Origin of the sequence: Microlunatus kandeliicorticis, from assembly GCF_014137855.1 — a bacterium.
GTDB classification, from domain to species: domain Bacteria; phylum Actinomycetota; class Actinomycetes; order Propionibacteriales; family Propionibacteriaceae; genus Microlunatus; species Microlunatus kandeliicorticis.
Window position 1 is genome coordinate 384,228 of the sequence record NZ_JACGWT010000005.1, and the last position, 15,381, is coordinate 399,608.

The window sequence follows — 15,381 nt, forward strand, 5'->3', positions numbered from 1 at the left end:
GCGCGGGTGCTCCGGCCCTGACATAGCGTGAGCCCGTGCCCGCCGAGGTGATGACGACCGGGCCGCAGCAGAGCCAGGTCCGGCGGCTGCGGCTGCTCGTCGTGCTCGCCGCGGTGCTGGTGCTGGTGGTGGCCGGCGTCGTCGTCGGCCGGCGGGTCTACCGGGTGGAGACCGACACCATCAGCCTGGCCGAGCTGCGCGCCGCGTACGCCGCCTTCCTCACCCCCGACGGCCGGAACACGGTCACCGACCTCCAGCCCGCTCCCCCGGACACCACGCCGCTCTCGGTCCGGCCCGAGGCGTGCGCCCCGCTGGTGCTCACCGCGTTCGACGCCCGGTTCCCGGCCGGGGCCGCCCAGGGCGTCTCCACCTTCCAGGGCGGCGGCTACGGCTACTCGGTCTCGCTGTTCAGCTACCGCTGGGACGACGAGGCCGGGGCCGAGCGGGCCTTCGCCACGCTGCAGCGGGCCGCGGACTCCTGCCGCAGCACGCCGATCGTCGTCGGCAGCCCGTTCTCGGCCCGGCTCGCGCTGAGCCTGCTCGACACCACCGTGCCGCAGACCGACGCCAGCCTCGACCTGGTGCTCCGGCAGAGCCCGGACCAGCTCTACCAGGAGACCGTGGTTCGGCAGAAGAACGTGCTCAGCTGGGAGTACACCTACCGCAGCGGCCGCGGCGCCACCCTCGAACACAACCTGTTGACCGGCCTGTGCAGCCGCGTCCGGTCGCTCGACAAGGTGGGCACCTGACCCTGCCGGGTACCGTGTCCCCGTGCCGCCGATGCGACCCGAGGACCCCGAGACCACGCGGACGGCGGGTCCGGAGTCCGTGCAGCGGGACACCGGAGCCGAAGCCTCCGACACCACAGCCGAGCCAGCGACCGACAGCACGACCGACCCCACGAGCGACAGCACGACCGAGCGCGAGGTCGAGGAGAAGCCCTGGTGGGACGACCCGCGCCTGCCCTGGCGGGGCAAGCCCCGCCGCGCGGACATCGCCTGCTGGGTGGGCATCGTGCTGATCGGGATCTACTCGTTCGCCATGCTGCCGCTGCGGCCGGTGCTCATCGGCAGCTACCCGTTGCTGCTGGTGGGGCTGACCGGCTCCCGGTCCGGGCTGGTGACCATCGGGGCCCTGGCCGCGGTCGGTCGCGCCGACTGGTGGTGGATCGGGCTGGCGCTGGGGTGCATCAGCCTGGTCAAGTTCGACCTCATCTACTACGCGGCCGGCCGGCTCTGGGGCCGCGGGCTGCTCGAGATCGTCGCCGGCCGCTCCGCGCGTGCCCGCCGCAACGCCGAGCGCGCCGAGCGGCTGGCGCAGCGGTTCGGGGTGCCCGCGGTGCTGCTCAGCCAGCTGATCCCGGTGATCCCCAACGCGGTCATCTACGCCACCGTGGCCGCGGCCGGGATGCGGTTCCGCACCTTCGTGCTGCTCGACCTCGCCTCGGCGCTGGTGATCAACTCGCTCTGGGTCTACCTCGGCAGCCGGCTCGGCCAGCGCGCGGTCGACGTGGTCGAGGTGATCGCCCGCTACTCCACCTGGATCTCGCTGGCCCTGCTGGCCTTCGTCATCGCCAGCGCGGTCATCCGCTCCCGACGCCGCCAGGCGGTCTGACCACCGCCGTCCGACCCGTCGACCCCGCGCCCGCCCGGGATCAGACCCGGTGCAGCCCGGGGTGCTCCGAGCTCGGCCGACCGATCGCCACCGCGAGCCGGCCGTCGGCCCGAGCCAGCCGGTTCCGGGCCGCCGCCGCGGTCTCGTGCTGGATGAGCATCACCGAGGCCACCTTGATGTCGTACCCGGACTGCTCGAGCGCACCGACGGCCACCACCGGGTCGACCTCGGCGATCTTGGCCACCAGCTCGACCGCCCGCCGGCGCAGCTTGGTGTTCGACGGGTTCATGCTGACCATCAGGTTGCCGTAGGTGCGACCGGCCCGGACCATCAGCGCGGTGCTGATCATGTTCAGCACCTGCTTCTGCGCCGTTCCGGCCTTGAGCCGGGTCGACCCGGCCAGCACCTCGGGACCGGTGTCGATCTCGATCGCGTGGTCGGCGGCCGCGGACACCGCGGTGTCGACGTTGGCCGAGATCCCCACCGTCAGCGCGCCGGAGCGACGGGCCTCCTCGAGCGCTCCGATCACGTACGGCGTCCGGCCGCTCGCAGCCAGACCGACCACGGTGTCCGCCCGGCCCGGCCGCAGCGCCGCGAGGTCGAGGGCGCCCTGCTCGGCGTCGTCCTCGGCACCCTCGACCGCGGTGGTCAGCGCGGTCGGTCCGCCGGCGATGATCCCGACCACCCGGCTGGGATCGGTGTGGAAGGTCGGCGGGCACTCGGAGGCGTCGAGCACCCCGAGCCGCCCGGACGTGCCCGACCCGACGTAGATCAACCGGCCGCCGGCGCAGAACCGCGGCTCGGCCGCCTCGATCGCCCGACTGATCTGCGGCAGCGCCGCCTCGATCGCCCGCGGGACGTCGAAGTCGGCGGCGTTCATGGCGGCGACGATCTCGCCGACCGTCATCTCGTCCAGCCGGCCGAACCGCGGATCGGCCCGCTCGGTGGACGAGGGCAGCGAGCCGACGGTCCGGGCGGCCGGGCGTGCGGACGGAACGGCACCGGTCGCAGGACCGGTGCCGACGGGAGCGCGGTCGGGCCCCGAGGGGGCCGGCCGGACAGCAGTCATAGGGAGCCTCGTGCAGACGGGTCGGGTAGATGGACGTCATTTACCCGGAAACTGGGCCAAAGGTAACTTCTGTACAAGCCGATTTCAACGCGCCCGGCGGCCCGACGCGTCGCGGGGTCGGGACCGGCTCAGGATTGAGCTGAGGATCGGGCTGGGAAGAACGAGCGAAAGGATCGGGACGGACCGGCTCGCGCTGGAGGTCGGGAGCTGGGGCGCCGTGAGGACCGACCGGTCGGGTCGGCCCGGACTCAGCGCTTGCGGCGTCCGCTGCGGCGGCTCTGGACGGCCGCGAAGGTACTCTCCAGCGCCTCCACCGCGGAGTCGTAGGACCGCTGCGCGACGCCGGCGAACAGGCAGTCGACCAGCGCCAGCTGGGCGATCCGGCTGGACATCGCGCCCGAGCGGAAGGTGGTCTCCCGGGCGGCGGTGACCAGCAGCAGGTCGGCTTCCTCGCTGATCGGCGAGCCGTCGAAGTTGGTGATCGCGATGGTGGTCGCGCCCCGGCGACGGGCCACCCGCAGCGCATCGATCGTGTCGATGGTGGTGCCGGTGTGCGAGATCCCGATGGCCACGTCGGCCTCGGTGAGCAGGGCCGCCGAGGAGAGCGAGACGTGCGGGTCGGCCCAGACGAAGGAGATCATCCCGATCCGGTGCAGCTTCTGGTGCAGGTCCTGCCCCACCAGCGCGCTCGCGCCGGCCCCGATGATGTTGACCCGGCGGGCGGCGACGACCGCGTCGACCGCCTTCTGCAGGACGTCCAGGTCGAGCGCCCGGGCGGTGTCCTGGATCGCGTTGGCGTCCGCGTGGGTGATCTTGGCGACCACGTCGGACAGCGGGTCGGTGGCGCTGATCTGCCCGGTGATCGGCGCGCCGGCGTGGTCGCTCTCCTCCCACTGGGCGGCCCGGGCCAGTGCGATCCGGAGCTCGGGGTAACCAGCCAGACCGATCGCGCGACAGAAGCGCAGCACCGTCGTCTCGGAGGTGTTGCACTGCTTGGCGACCGTGGTGATCGAGCTCTCCGACACCGCGGCCGGGTCGTCGAGGACGGCGCGGGCGACCCGCTGCTCGGCGGGACGCAGGTTGGGCAGCGCCCGCCGGACACGGATCAGCACCGACAGGGTGGGGCGGGCGCGGGTGGCCGGCGCGCTCTCGGCGACCGCCTGTTCCTGGTCCTCCGCGACGTGGGTCATCTCGTCTCCTCGGTCGGACCGGCGCGACGGTTCCGGCCCCGGGACGCGGGTGTCGCGCTGGAGCGGGCAACCCGGCGGGACCGGTGCTCGTCCGAACTCTAGCGACCAAGCGCCCCCGGAGCGGTGCGTTGAGTCAAAAAGTGCCCACGCGTCCTGCCTGCCCGGTCCGTCGCGACCGGTCGTGTAGACACCTGTCGTGGAGACCGGACCGGCGACGCCGACGCCCGCCGCGCCGACCCCGCGCGAGCGGGTGGTGGTCGCCCTGTCCGGTGCTCCCGAGGGCGAGACGCTGATCCGCCGGGCCGCCGCGGTGGCCGGTCGCCGTCCGGACACGGAGCTGGTCGCCGTCCACGTCGAGCACGGCGTCGGCGACCGCGACCTCCGGGCCGACGCCCCCGGCGCCCTGCAGGCGCAGCGGGCGTTGTGCGAACGGCTCGGCGGCACCCTGCACCGGGTGACCGGGTCGCGGGTGGCTCCGGCGGTGATCGACTTCGCCACCGGCGCCCACGCCACCCTGCTCGTGGTCGGGCTCCCCCGCCGGTCGCGCTGGGCGCGGTCGGCCCGCGGTCTGCTCGGCGACGAGACCGGCGCCGAGATCGTCCGGCGCGCGGCCGAGCGCGGACCCGACCAGCGCGGGCCGCTCGACGTGCTGGTGGTCGGGCTGGATCCCGGTCCGGACGAGACGGGCCCGCTGCTGCGCGGACGGGACGGCCGCAGCAGCCGGCTGGTGCCGCGCTCCGTGCTCAGTCCCGGACGCCGGATCGCCGGTTGGGCGCTGGCTCTGCTGCTCCCGGTCCTCCAGGTGCTGCTCACCCGCGCGGCCGGTCATCCCGGGCTGCCGGTCGACCTGTTGCTGCTGGTCGTCGTCACCGTGCTCGCCGCCCTGGTCGGCGGTCTGGCGCCGGCGCTGGCCGCCGCGCTGTTCGGCTCGCTGCTGATCAACTACTTCCTCACGCCGCCGCTCCGCAGCTTCAGCATCGCGAGCCCCGAGAACGCGTTCGGGTTGGTGGTCGGCGTGCTGGTCGCGCTCGCCGTCGGCACCGTCGTCCGGCTGTCCGCCCGGCGGCTGCTGCAGGCCCGGCGGGCATCCGCTGAGGCCGAGGTGCTCAGCGAGCTGGCGGGCAGCGTGGCCCGCGGCGAGGACACCCTGCCCGCGGTGACCGAGCGGCTGCGGAGCACCTTCGGCCTCGCCCGGGTCACGCTCGAGGAACGCCGCACCGAGCCCGACGGCTGGGCGGTGCTGGAGTCGGCGACCGCAGACACCCCGCCGTCCGGTGCTGAGTCCGCGACCCCCCAGACCGCGCCGGGAACGACCCTTCAGACAGCGCCGGGGAGGGCGACGGTGACCATCACCGACCGGCTCCGGCTCGTCCTCACCGGACCGACGCTGAGTGCCGCGGACCGGCGGGTGCTGCAGGCCTTCGCGGCCCGGGTCGGCGCGATCGTCGAACGCGACCGGCTCCGCGAGCAGAGCCGCCGGACCGAGCTCGTCGAGGCCGGCGACGCGATGCGCCGCAGCCTGCTGGCCGCCGTCTCGCACGACCTGCGGACCCCGCTGGCCTCGCTCACCGCCGGGATCAGCAGCCTGCGGCAGACCGACGTCGACTTCGCCCCCGAGGACCGGGCGGCGCTGCTCGAGCTGGTGGCCGACTCCGGGCGGCGGCTGGAACGGCTGATCGACAACCTGCTCGACCTGTCCCGCCTCGAGGCCGGCATCGCCACCCCCACCCTGCGCACGGTCAGCGTCGACGAGATCGTCTGGCCCGCGCTGCCGCCGGGGACGGACGACCTGCCGGGGACCGTGCCGGTGCCGAACGGCGACCCGCCGCCCACGGTCGGCGTCGACCTGCCCGAGGGCCTCCCCCTGGTCCGGACCGACGCCGGGCTGCTCGAGCGGGCGCTGGCGAACCTGGTGGACAACGCCCGCAAGCACGCCTCCGGGCCGGTCGAGGTCCGGGTGCGGCTCGACCCCGGTGCCGACCCGGGTGCCGCCGAGCTCTCCTTCGCCGTGGTCGACCACGGTCCGGGCGTGCCGGTGGAGCTGCGGGAGGCGATGTTCGCGCCGTTCCGCCAGGTCGGTGACCGGCGACGCGACGGCGTGGGGCTCGGGCTCGCGGTCGCCTCGGGGTTCGCGCAGGCACTCGGCGGGCGGATCGAGGTCTCCGACACCGACGGCGGCGGGCTGACCATGACCCTCGTCGTGCCGGTCGGGCTGGGCCACGCGGCACCGGTCGCGGGAGACTGATCCGGTGGAGCGAGACCCCCGGGAACCGGACGCGGCGCGGACCGCGCTGGTCGTCGACGACGAACCGGCGCTGGCCCGGACGATGGCGCTCAACCTGCGGGCTCGCGGCTGGAACGTGGTCACCGCCGCCGACGGCACGGCGGCGCTCCGCGCCGCCACCGAGCTGGCCACCGGCGACGGGTCGTTCGACGTCGTGGTGCTCGACCTCGGGCTGCCCGACCTCGACGGGATCGAGGTCATCCGCTCGCTGCGGTCGTGGTCGTCGGTCCCCATCCTGGTGCTGTCGGCGCGGCACGACTCGACGGACAAGGTGACCGCCCTCGATGCGGGCGCCGACGACTACGTCACCAAGCCCTTCGGGATGGAGGAGCTGCTGGCCCGGCTGCGCGCCGCGGTCCGCCGTGGCCGGTCGGCCGGCGAGGCCGAGGAACCGGTGGTGGTGGCCGGCGACCTGGCCATCGACCTGGCCCGCCGCCAGGTCAGCCGCGGCGGTCGCGAGGTGAAGCTCACCCCCACCGAGTGGGCGCTGCTCGAGGCGCTGGTCCGCCGGCGCGGACAGCTGGTCCCGTCCCGGCAGCTGCTGGCCGAGGTGTGGGGGCCCGGCTACCGCACCGAGACCAACTACCTCCGGGTCTACTCGGCGCAGCTGCGACGCAAGCTCGAGACCGACCCGTCGGCGCCGGTGCACCTGATCACCGAGCCGGGGATGGGCTACCGCTTCGAGGTCTGACCCGCCGCACCGGGGCCGGTCAGCCCCGGCCGGGGACGGGGAGCTGTGCAGCCAGGAACGCGGTCGTGGTCCGCCAGGCCGCCATCGAAGCCTGCTCGTCGTGCAGCCCGGGCATCGGTCCGTCGAACGCGTGCTCGGCGCCCTGGTAGGTCTCGATGGTCACGCCGGGCCGGGCGATCGCCGCACGGATCCGCTCCTGCACCTCGGGCCCGAGATAGCTGTCGGCCAGCCCGAAGTGGTGCAGGCTCGGTGCGGTGACCTCGGGAGCCAGGTGCAGCAGGTCGGGCAGCGCCGACCCGTAGTAGGAGACCAGCACGTCGGGATCGCGGACCGCGGCGAGGTTGAAGGCGAGGCCACCGCCCCAGCAGAAGCCGATCACGCCGGCCCCGGTGACCTCGGGCCGGTGCCGCAGGGCGTCGAACGCGGCCGCGGCGTCGCCCACGGTCTGCTCCCAGTCGATCCGCTGGGCCAGCGCCATCCCGCGTTCGAGCACGCCCTCGCCGGTGCCCTCGACCGAGGTCTCGCCGAGCCGGAAGTAGAACTCGGGCACCAGCACCCGGTAGCCGAGGGCGGCCAGGTCGGCGGCCCGCGACGCGATGTAGTCGGTCACCCCGAAGATCTCCTGGATCAGCACCAGCCCGGGTCCGGGCACCGGCTGCGGCGGCGCGAAGAGCCGGGCCGGCAGCTCCTCGGCACCACGGGGGACGGTCAGGCGTTCGGGCGCGGCGTCGGGCACGTCGGTCACCCTACCGAGCCGGTGCGGGGAGCCGTTCGGCCAGATCTCTTGACATCGTGTATCTTGACATCAAGAGAATCTGTCGAGGAGGACCGATGGCCGGCTGGGACCCGACGCAGTACCTGCGGTACGCCGACGAGCGCGGCCGGCCGTTCGCCGACCTCGTCGCCCGGATCGGTGCCGAGCAGCCGGCCCGGGTGGTCGACCTCGGCTGCGGCCCGGGACGGCTGACCGCCGGGCTCGCCGCGCGCTGGCCGGGCGCGGAGGTGACCGGGGTCGACTCCTCCCCCGCGATGATCGCCGACGCCCGCCGCCAGGCCCTCCCGGACCGGGTGCGTTTCGTCGAGCAGGACCTGCGTGACTGGACGCCCGCCGAACCCGTCGACGTGATCGTCAGCAACGCCACCCTGCAGTGGCTCCCGGACCACCGGTCGCTGCTGCCGCGCCTGCTCGACCGGCTCACCCCGGACGGCTGGTTGGCCTTCCAGGTGCCCGGCAACTTCGGCGAGCCGAGCCACCGGCTGCTGCACGAGCTGGCCGCCGAGCCGCCGTACAACGCCTTCACGGCCGACGTCGAGCGTCCGGCCAGCGCCGAACCAGCCGACTACCTCGCCGACCTGCTCGCGCTCGGCTGCCGGCACGCCGACGTCTGGGAGACCACCTACCTGCACCTGCTGACCGGTCCCGACCCGGTGTTCGACTGGATCGCCGGCACCGGCGCGCGTCCGGTGCTCCAGGCCCTGCCCGAGGCGGTGCGTGCGACGTTCGAGGCGACCTACCGGCAGCGGCTCGCCGCGGCCTACCCGCCCGGCCCGGACGGCACGGTGCTGCCGTTCCGGCGGATCTTCGCGGTCGCCTGTCGCTAATCTGAACCGGTGCTGTCCACCTGGTCGGAGCTCACCGCCGGTCTCGACGACCACGACCTCGGTCTGCTCACCCTCTACCGCGAGGTCGCTCGCGCGCTCCCGGACACCGAGGAGCAGGTACACACCTCGCAGGTCCAGTACCGCCGTCGCCGGATCTTCACCTCCGGATACGTCAAGAGCCACTACCTCGAGATCGGTGTCGAGCTGACCCGGACGGCCGAGCACCCGCAGCTGCGCACCACCGTCGACACCTCGAAGCGGGTGACCCTGCACCGGATCACCCTGCGCGAGCAGGAGCAGTTCGACGACGCCCTCCGGGAGCTGATCACCGAGGCCTGGGAGACGGTCGGACCGGGCTTCCGGTGAGCTGCCGGCGCCCGGCTGCCATCATCGGGACATGAGTCCCGAGTTCCGCCGCGACGACACCGCCTCCCGCTACCTCGCCACCGAGGACGGTCAGCAGCTCGGCCTGATCGACTTCACGCTGAGTGACGACCGGGACAAGATCGTCATCCTGCACACCGAGACCGTCCCCGCCGCCCGCGGTCGCGGCATCGCCGACCAGTTGACCCGGTTCGCCGTCGACGACATCCGCGAGCAGGGGTTCAAGATCGTCCCGGTCTGCCCGTTCACCGAGGCCTGGTTCGACTCGCACCCGGACGAGACCGACATCCTCGGCGTCGTCTGAGCGGCGTCGTCTGAGCGCCGTCGTCTGAGCGGCGTCGTCTGAGCGCCGTCGCCCGGACCGTGGGTCCGCGTTCAGTCGTGGACGCGGAGCTGGGCCTGGTCGTCGATCCAGAGGTCGATCAGCCCGCGGAAGTGGGCGATGAACCGGTCGTGCTCGTGCGCCGGGTAGGTCGCCACCACGGTGTCGCGGAGCAGCACGTCGAAGTCGGGTGAGGTGACCCACTCGAGCACCTGGTCGTCGAGGTCGGGCAGCGCGGTGGCCCGGAACTCGCGGTAGCGGTCGGTCTCGAAGTAGGCGTCGGCCAGCTTCTGGTAGCCGGCCAGCTTGTCGCCGTAGTCGAGGTCCGTGTCGTCCGCGATCGCGAACCACGGCCGCGGGTCGACGTGCAGGTTCGAGGTCCGTCCGCTGGCCGCGCAGAACGCCGTCCAGGCCAGCAGCGACTTCATCGCCCAGGGGAAGTAGTAGTGCAGCGAGGTGATCGCCACGTCCGGGCAGGCGTTGGCGTAGTCGATCGGCAGCACCGTGTCGCCCTGGACCAGCATCTCGCAGGAGTTGAACTCCCAGCGGAAGAAGGCGTTGACGGTCTGGCTGATGGTGATCGCCTCCTGTCCGGCGCCCGGGGACAGGAAGTCGTGGTCGACGGCGTAGCGGTTGTGCATCGGCTCGTCGGGACGGAAGTGCATGACCATGGTGTCGGGGCCGATGCTCAGCGAGCGGGCGAAGACGTCGAACGGCTCGACCGACTTCTGCAGGTGCATGAGCATCTCGCCGGAGGTGTTGTAGGACTCCCACAGGTCGTGCTCGTCCTTGATCCGGCTGACCCCGCGCCAGCCGCCGCCGTCGAACGGCTTCATGAACAGCGGGTAGCCCATCTCGCCGGCGATCGCGGCCAGGTCGAACGGGTCGTTGTAGTTGCTGGCGGTGTAGGCCCACCGGTCGTTGTCGATCGGGTTCTTGTACGGCACCAGGACGGTGTCGGGGACGTGCATGCCCAGCCGCATCAGCGCGCAGTAGGCGGAGTGCTTCTCCATCGACTGAAACGTGAACGGGCTGTTCAGCAGGTAGAGGTCGTCCATCAGGGCGGCCTTTTTCAGCCACTCCCGCGGGTGGTAGTACCAGTAGGCCAGCCGGTCGATCACCACCTCGTGGCGGACCCGGTCGCGCAGGTTGAACGGCGCGATGTGCACCCGCTCGGTGGTCAGCTCGTGCCGCCGGCCGGCGTACTCGAAGACCCCGACGGTGCGGGCCAGCCGTTCGAACGCCCGCGGCCAGTCCTCCTCGGCACCCAGCAGCAGGCCGACCAGATGCGCGTTCGTGTCCACGGTGCCTCCCGAGCTCGTCCAGCGTGTTCGACCGGGCCTCTCCGACCTCGGTCGATTGTCCCCGACCGGTTCAGCAGAACCGCGGCAGGTGGTGCGCGAGCTGTCGCGCCCACCACTCCCAGTCGTGACTGACGTCGTAGCCCCACAGGTCGAGCTCGGAGCGGATCCCCTTGCTGCGCAGGATCTCCGCGAACCGGACGCTCGACGGCAGCGCCCCGGTCGGGTGGGTCTCCCAGGCGCCCTGGCCGACGACCAGCAGGATCGAGACCCGCTGCCGCAGCCACTCCAGGTGGTCGCCGTGCAGGTGCGGGACGTAGCTGGTGGGGTTGGCGAAGTAGAGCGCCTCGCCGGTCTCGCCCCAGGGCCGCCAGGTCGAGGGGTCGTAGTTGCCCGACAGCCCGATGGCCAGCGGAGCGAGGTCGGCGCGCTGCAGGGTGAACTGGACCGCGTGGTAGGCGCCGAGCGAGCAGCCGGTGGTGATCAACTCCGAGCCGGGGGCGGGCGGACCGCCGGAGTCGGCGTGCACGAACGGCACCACCTGGTCGATCAACCAGCGGGTGTAGACGCCGTGGCGCCGCGCCCGCTCCTCGGTGGGCAGCCACTGGTCGGACCAGGTCTCGGCGTCGAGCGAGTCCACGCAGTAGAGCTTCACCCGGCCGGCCTCGATCAGCGGCCGGACCGCCTCGATCATCCCGTTGTTCTCGAAGTCCCAGGCCCGGCCCGCCTCGCTCGGGAACACCAGCACCGGCCGGCCCCAGTGGCCGTAGCGGATCACGTGCAGGTTCCGGGTCCCCTCGTGGCCCGGACGGTGCTCGTGCAGCGGGAGCTCGACCTGGTGGCGGTTCACGCCGGTCATTCTGGCGGCCCGGGCGGAGTCGGGGCCAGCGCCGTCCGGTCCGGGGGACGCAGCCCGACCCGGCGCAGCTCGCTCTCGGCGAGCGCGTCGATCACCGCCCGGTCGCCGCGCCGCCAGGCCCCGACCGGGTCGTCGCTGATCCGGGCCAGCACGTGCATCGGCTGGTTGGTCATGGCGCGCAGCGCGAACAGATCGAGATCGGCGCGGGCGTCGACGAACCGCTGCGCGGCGCGCGACCGGCGGACGAACCGGACCCTCGCCGGGAGCCAGAAGGCCAGCACCACCGACACCGGGATGACGAAGACCAGCGCCCCGCCCCAGGTCGCCAGCCGCTCGACTGCCTGCACCTGCTGCTGCGCGGCGGCGACGATCGCCCCCAGCGACCCGGTGGCCTGGTCGAACGGCGTCCGCAGGGTGTCGCCGACGCCGGGAACCGCGCCGAGCCGGTCGGCGGCCGCGCGGAGGTCGGCGGCCAGCGCGCCCGCCGAGGACGCGGTGCGCCGGGCGGGGTCGGCGACGCCCCGGACGGCGGTGTCGGCGGCCCGGCCGAGCAGCCACCAGACCACCACCCAGACCACCACGAGCACGTCCGCGGTGACCTGACCGGCCAGCCGCCAGGAGCGGTGCGCGTAGAGGCTCACGGCCGCGTCCCGTCCGGGCGCGTGCGGTGGCCCCGGTCGGGCGGCGGTCCGGCCGTCGGGGTCCGCGCCGTCGGGGTCCGCGGCGTCGGGGTCCGCGGCGTCGGGGTCCGCGGCGTCGGGATCCGCGGCGTCGTCGAGGTCGTCGCCGTCGTCGAGGTCGTCGCCGTCGTCCAGGTCGTCACCGGACCATCCTCGCCGAGGCGGCCGGGTGGCTCGGATCGGGCGACCGCGGCAGGCACAATGGCGACGGTGACCCGACGTCGTGACGCCTCCCCCGCTCGCCGCCGTCCGCTCGCCCCGTGGTCGGCCGCGGGCACCGCGGCCCTGCTGCTGCTGGCCGGCTGCACCGGCGGCAAGGTCTCGCTGCCCGGGCAGGGATCGAGCGAGCCGGTGGCGCAGGCGGCGACCGCGCTGGCGACTGCGATGGCCAAGGACGACGTCTCCGGCGTCGGCTGGTCCCAGCTGAGTGGCCAGCAGGCCCAGAACGACTGGACCACAACGACCGCCGGGCTCACCGGCGCGAAGCTCGCCGCCACCGCGGGCACCGCGACCCGGGACGGGTCGAGCGGGAGCGCCACCCTCCAGCTGGTCTGGACCTTTCCCGGCGTCCCGCAGACCTGGAGCTACCCGGTCACCGCGCAGTTCACCCAGGAAGGTGACCGCTGGCTCGCCCGCTGGACCCCGACCCTGGTCCAGCCCGACCTGACCAACGGCGCACGGCTCGTGGTGGAGCGGACCCAGGGCACGCGCGGCACCATCCGGGCCGGTGACGGCACCGCGCTGATGAGTGAGCGCCCGGTGGTGCGGATCGGTATCGACAAGACCAAGGTGAAGGCGGACCAGGCGGCCGCGTCGGCGTCGGCGCTGGCGAAACTGGTCGACGTCGACGCCAAGAGCTTCGTGACCGCCGTCCGGAACGCCGGGCCGCAGGCCTTCGTCGAGGCGATCACGTTCCGTGCGAACGACCGGGACCGTCCGAGCGCGGCGCAGCTGGCGAAGATCGACGGGGCGGTCGGGATCGACGGCACCGCGGTGCTGTCGCCGACGCGAGGCTTCGCGGCGCCGCTGCTGGGCCAGGTCGGCAGCGCGTCGAAGGAGATCGTCGACGACTCGAAGGGCACCATCGCCGCCGGCGACCAGGTGGGGCTGTCCGGGCTGGAGCGGCGCTACGAGAGCCGGCTGGGCGGGACGCCGGGGGTGACGGTGTCGGTCCGGCAGCCGAGTGCGTCGGCCAGCCCGTCCGCCGGTTCCTCAGCCGGTGGATCGGCGACGCCGACGGGTGGTGGGTCGACGAGCCCGACGGCAGACCCCTCGGCGATGCCGGGGTCCAGCCGGACGGTGTTCGAGGCGGCGCCGAAGTCGGGCCGCGACCTCGATCTGACCCTCGACGAGGACCTGCAGCGGCTGGCCGAGTCGGTGCTGGCCGGGACCAAGCCGGACAGCGCCCTGGTCGCGGTGCGGCCGTCGACCGGGGCGATCCTGGCCGCGGCCAGCGGTCCCGGTGCCGACGGGGCCAACAGCGCGACCTTCGGGCAGTACCCGCCCGGCTCGACGTTCAAGCTCGCCAGCTCGCTGGCGCTGCTGCGGGCGGGGCTCAAGCCGTCGAGCCCGGTGAACTGCCCGAAGACGGTGGTGGTGAACGGCCAGACGTTCAAGAACTACAACGACTACCCGGCCTCGAAGGTCGGCCGGATCGACCTGCAGACCGCGGTGGCCAACTCCTGCAACACGGCGTTCATCGGTGAGCGCGACGAGCTGTCCGGCTCCGACCTCGCCGACGCCGCGGCGTCGCTCGGGATCGGCACGGACTACGACGTGGGCTTCCCGGCCTACTTCGGTTCGGTGCCGGCGCCGCGGTCGGAGAACGAGAAGGCGGCCTCGATGATCGGTCAGGGACGGGTGCAGGCCTCGCCGATGACGATGGCCGGCGCGATCGCCTCGGTGCAGGCCGGCCGGACGGTGCTGCCCTACCTGATCAGCGACGACAAGCCGACTTCGAAGGCCGACCCGCTGACCGCGACCGAGGCGAGCCAGCTGAAGCAGCTGCTCGGAGCGGTGGTCAGCGAGGGCAGCGGTGCCCGGCTGCAGGCGCTCGAACCGCCGACGGTGATCGCCAAGACCGGCACCGCCGAGTTCGGCACCGACAAGCCGCCGCAGACCCACGCCTGGATGGTCGCCGCCCAGGGTGACCTCGCGGTCTGCGTCTTCGTCGGCCTCGGCGACTCCGGCAGCGGGGTCGCCGGCCCCCTGCTCCAGGACTTCCTCGAACGCGCCCGCTGATCCGGCCGACTCCGCCCGCTGAGCTCGTCGAAGCGTGCCGTGCAGCGACCTTTTCGAACCGCTCGGACCCTTCGCCCTTCGACAGGCTCAGGGCACCGTGGTGCCGAACGCTGCCAAAGCGCACCCGTGCGCTGAGCTTGTGCAAGCGCATCCGTGCGCTGAGCTTGTCGAAGCGCGTCGGGCCCATGCCCGTCGACAGGCTCAGGGCACCGTGGTGCCGAACGCTGCCCCGGCTCGCGAACGCGCGCTGAGCTCGTCGAAACGCACTCGCCCCGAGCGCTGTTGAAGCGCACCGTGCGCTGAGCTTGTCGAAGCGCGCGGGACCCTCGCCCGTCGTCATGCTTAAGGCACCGTGCCCGCGCCGCGTCCTTCGACAGGCTCCGGGCACCGTGGTTGCGTCCGCCGGACTGGATCAGTCCCAGGCCGGCTGCGAGTGGGCCAGGCCGTAGGTCACCACCGACCAGGCGTGGTGGCCTGAGGTGACGGTGCGGTGCTCGAGCTCGCGGAGCCGTTGGCCGAGCTGGCGGAGCAGGCGGCGTGAGGCCCACGAGCGGGCGTAGATCGAGACCACCACGATGCCGCCCGGGGCGAGCCGCCGGGCGTGGTGCGCGACGGCGGCGAGCGGGTCGGGCAGGTAGTACAGCACCTCGTTGAAGACCACGACGTCCGGTCGCCGGTCGGCGACGAAGCTCGGACCGTCGGCGCAGACGAACCCGGTGCGCTCGTCGGCCTTGCGGGAGGCGATGGCGATCGCCTCGGGGAAGCTGTCCACGCCGAGGTAGCGGCGATAGCGCAGCCCTTCCTGGAGGATCCCCTGCGAGCACCCGATGTCGAGCACGAACCCGTCGGCTCCATGGCGCTCGACCGCCTCGCGGACGGCGGCGTACCGCTCCCGCTCCCCCTCGGCGCGCAGTCGGTTCCAACTGTCCTTGGCGTTCTCCAGGGCGTTGTCGCGGAGCATCGCCCCGCGAGCCAGCCGCAGCGGAACCGGCGCGCACGACATGGTCGCGAGCGCCACGCGACTCGCCAGCAGCCGCTCGACGAAGGTCGCCCCCTGCTGGCTCACCACGACGGCCGCCGGTCGACCGGTCGGGTGACGGCGTCGATCATCGCGGGCCTGTTCTGGTCGGGGGCGGTGGTCGCG

General features: G+C 73.3%; 15 protein-coding genes. 8 read left to right on the plus strand and 7 right to left on the minus strand.

Annotated features, from left to right (window positions below; all coding sequences use genetic code 11):
- Positions 1-35 precede the first annotated feature (35 nt).
- Both FHX74_RS16425 and FHX74_RS16430 read left to right on the plus strand, forming a co-directional pair.
- Positions 36-749, plus strand: coding sequence for a hypothetical protein (locus tag FHX74_RS16425; protein ID WP_182561260.1), 714 nt, complete (start codon positions 36-38; stop codon positions 747-749).
- A gap of 31 nt (positions 750-780) precedes the next feature.
- Entirely contained in the window at positions 781-1,614 is an 834-nt protein-coding gene (locus tag FHX74_RS16430) for a DedA family protein (RefSeq protein WP_235970876.1), read from the plus strand.
- Between the two features lie 40 nt (positions 1,615-1,654).
- On the opposite strand, the gene murQ is transcribed toward FHX74_RS16430, so the two are convergent.
- Positions 1,655-2,683 (minus strand): N-acetylmuramic acid 6-phosphate etherase, encoded by a 1,029-nt coding sequence (murQ, locus tag FHX74_RS16435; protein ID WP_182561262.1) that lies wholly within the window; start codon positions 2,681-2,683, stop codon positions 1,655-1,657.
- 248 nt (positions 2,684-2,931) lie between these two features.
- Positions 2,932-3,873, minus strand: a complete 942-nt coding sequence (locus FHX74_RS16440; protein WP_182561263.1) for a MurR/RpiR family transcriptional regulator — start codon at positions 3,871-3,873, stop codon at positions 2,932-2,934.
- Between the two features lie 196 nt (positions 3,874-4,069).
- Here FHX74_RS16440 and FHX74_RS16445 point away from each other — a divergent pair, with 196 nt between their 5' ends.
- Together FHX74_RS16445 and FHX74_RS16450 are read left to right on the plus strand one after the other, a co-directional pair.
- Complete coding sequence (locus FHX74_RS16445; RefSeq protein WP_182561264.1) at positions 4,070-6,118, plus strand: ATP-binding protein; 2,049 nt, start codon at positions 4,070-4,072, stop codon at positions 6,116-6,118.
- Positions 6,119-6,122: 4 nt separating this feature from the next.
- Complete coding sequence (locus tag FHX74_RS16450) at positions 6,123-6,848, plus strand: response regulator transcription factor (RefSeq protein ID WP_328823875.1); 726 nt, start codon at positions 6,123-6,125, stop codon at positions 6,846-6,848.
- Between the two features lie 19 nt (positions 6,849-6,867).
- On the opposite strand, the gene FHX74_RS16455 is transcribed toward FHX74_RS16450, so the two are convergent.
- Positions 6,868-7,584: a dienelactone hydrolase family protein gene (locus tag FHX74_RS16455; RefSeq protein ID WP_182561265.1), complete on the minus strand. Its 717-nt coding sequence runs from the start codon at positions 7,582-7,584 to the stop codon at positions 6,868-6,870.
- 95 nt (positions 7,585-7,679) lie between these two features.
- On the opposite strand from FHX74_RS16455, the gene FHX74_RS16460 reads away from it, so the two are divergent.
- From FHX74_RS16460 to FHX74_RS16470, 3 genes are read left to right on the plus strand one after another with little or no spacing between them, the layout of a single operon-like run.
- On the plus strand, positions 7,680-8,450 hold the full coding sequence (locus FHX74_RS16460) for a trans-aconitate 2-methyltransferase (protein ID WP_182561266.1): 771 nt from the start codon (positions 7,680-7,682) through the stop codon (positions 8,448-8,450).
- A 9-nt stretch (positions 8,451-8,459) separates the two neighbouring features.
- Positions 8,460-8,816 carry a DUF5655 domain-containing protein gene (locus tag FHX74_RS16465; RefSeq protein ID WP_182561267.1) on the plus strand — a complete coding sequence of 119 codons (357 nt, stop codon included), beginning with the start codon at positions 8,460-8,462 and terminating at the stop codon, positions 8,814-8,816.
- Position 8,817: 1 nt separating this feature from the next.
- The gene (locus FHX74_RS16470) at positions 8,818-9,138 is read left to right on the plus strand and encodes a GNAT family N-acetyltransferase (protein ID WP_328823884.1); all 321 of its coding nucleotides are present in this window, start codon (positions 8,818-8,820) and stop codon (positions 9,136-9,138) included.
- A 71-nt stretch (positions 9,139-9,209) separates the two neighbouring features.
- On the opposite strand, the gene FHX74_RS16475 is transcribed toward FHX74_RS16470, so the two are convergent.
- From FHX74_RS16475 to FHX74_RS16485, 3 genes are all read right to left on the minus strand, one after another.
- Positions 9,210-10,460, minus strand: coding sequence for an ATP-grasp domain-containing protein (locus FHX74_RS16475; protein ID WP_182561269.1), 1,251 nt, complete (start codon positions 10,458-10,460; stop codon positions 9,210-9,212).
- A gap of 70 nt (positions 10,461-10,530) precedes the next feature.
- Positions 10,531-11,307 carry an esterase family protein gene (locus tag FHX74_RS16480; protein WP_328823876.1) on the minus strand — a complete coding sequence of 259 codons (777 nt, stop codon included), beginning with the start codon at positions 11,305-11,307 and terminating at the stop codon, positions 10,531-10,533.
- 5 nt (positions 11,308-11,312) lie between these two features.
- Positions 11,313-11,957 (minus strand): hypothetical protein, encoded by a 645-nt coding sequence (locus FHX74_RS16485; RefSeq protein WP_182561271.1) that lies wholly within the window; start codon positions 11,955-11,957, stop codon positions 11,313-11,315.
- A gap of 249 nt (positions 11,958-12,206) precedes the next feature.
- Here FHX74_RS16485 and FHX74_RS16490 point away from each other — a divergent pair, with 249 nt between their 5' ends.
- On the plus strand, positions 12,207-14,237 hold the full coding sequence (locus tag FHX74_RS16490; RefSeq protein ID WP_182561272.1) for a penicillin-binding transpeptidase domain-containing protein: 2,031 nt from the start codon (positions 12,207-12,209) through the stop codon (positions 14,235-14,237).
- 412 nt (positions 14,238-14,649) lie between these two features.
- Here the strand turns inward: FHX74_RS16490 and FHX74_RS16495 are convergent, their stop codons facing one another.
- A complete protein-coding gene (locus tag FHX74_RS16495; protein ID WP_182561273.1) occupies positions 14,650-15,306 on the minus strand; it encodes a class I SAM-dependent methyltransferase in 657 nt (218 codons plus the stop codon).
- Positions 15,307-15,381 lie beyond the last annotated feature (75 nt).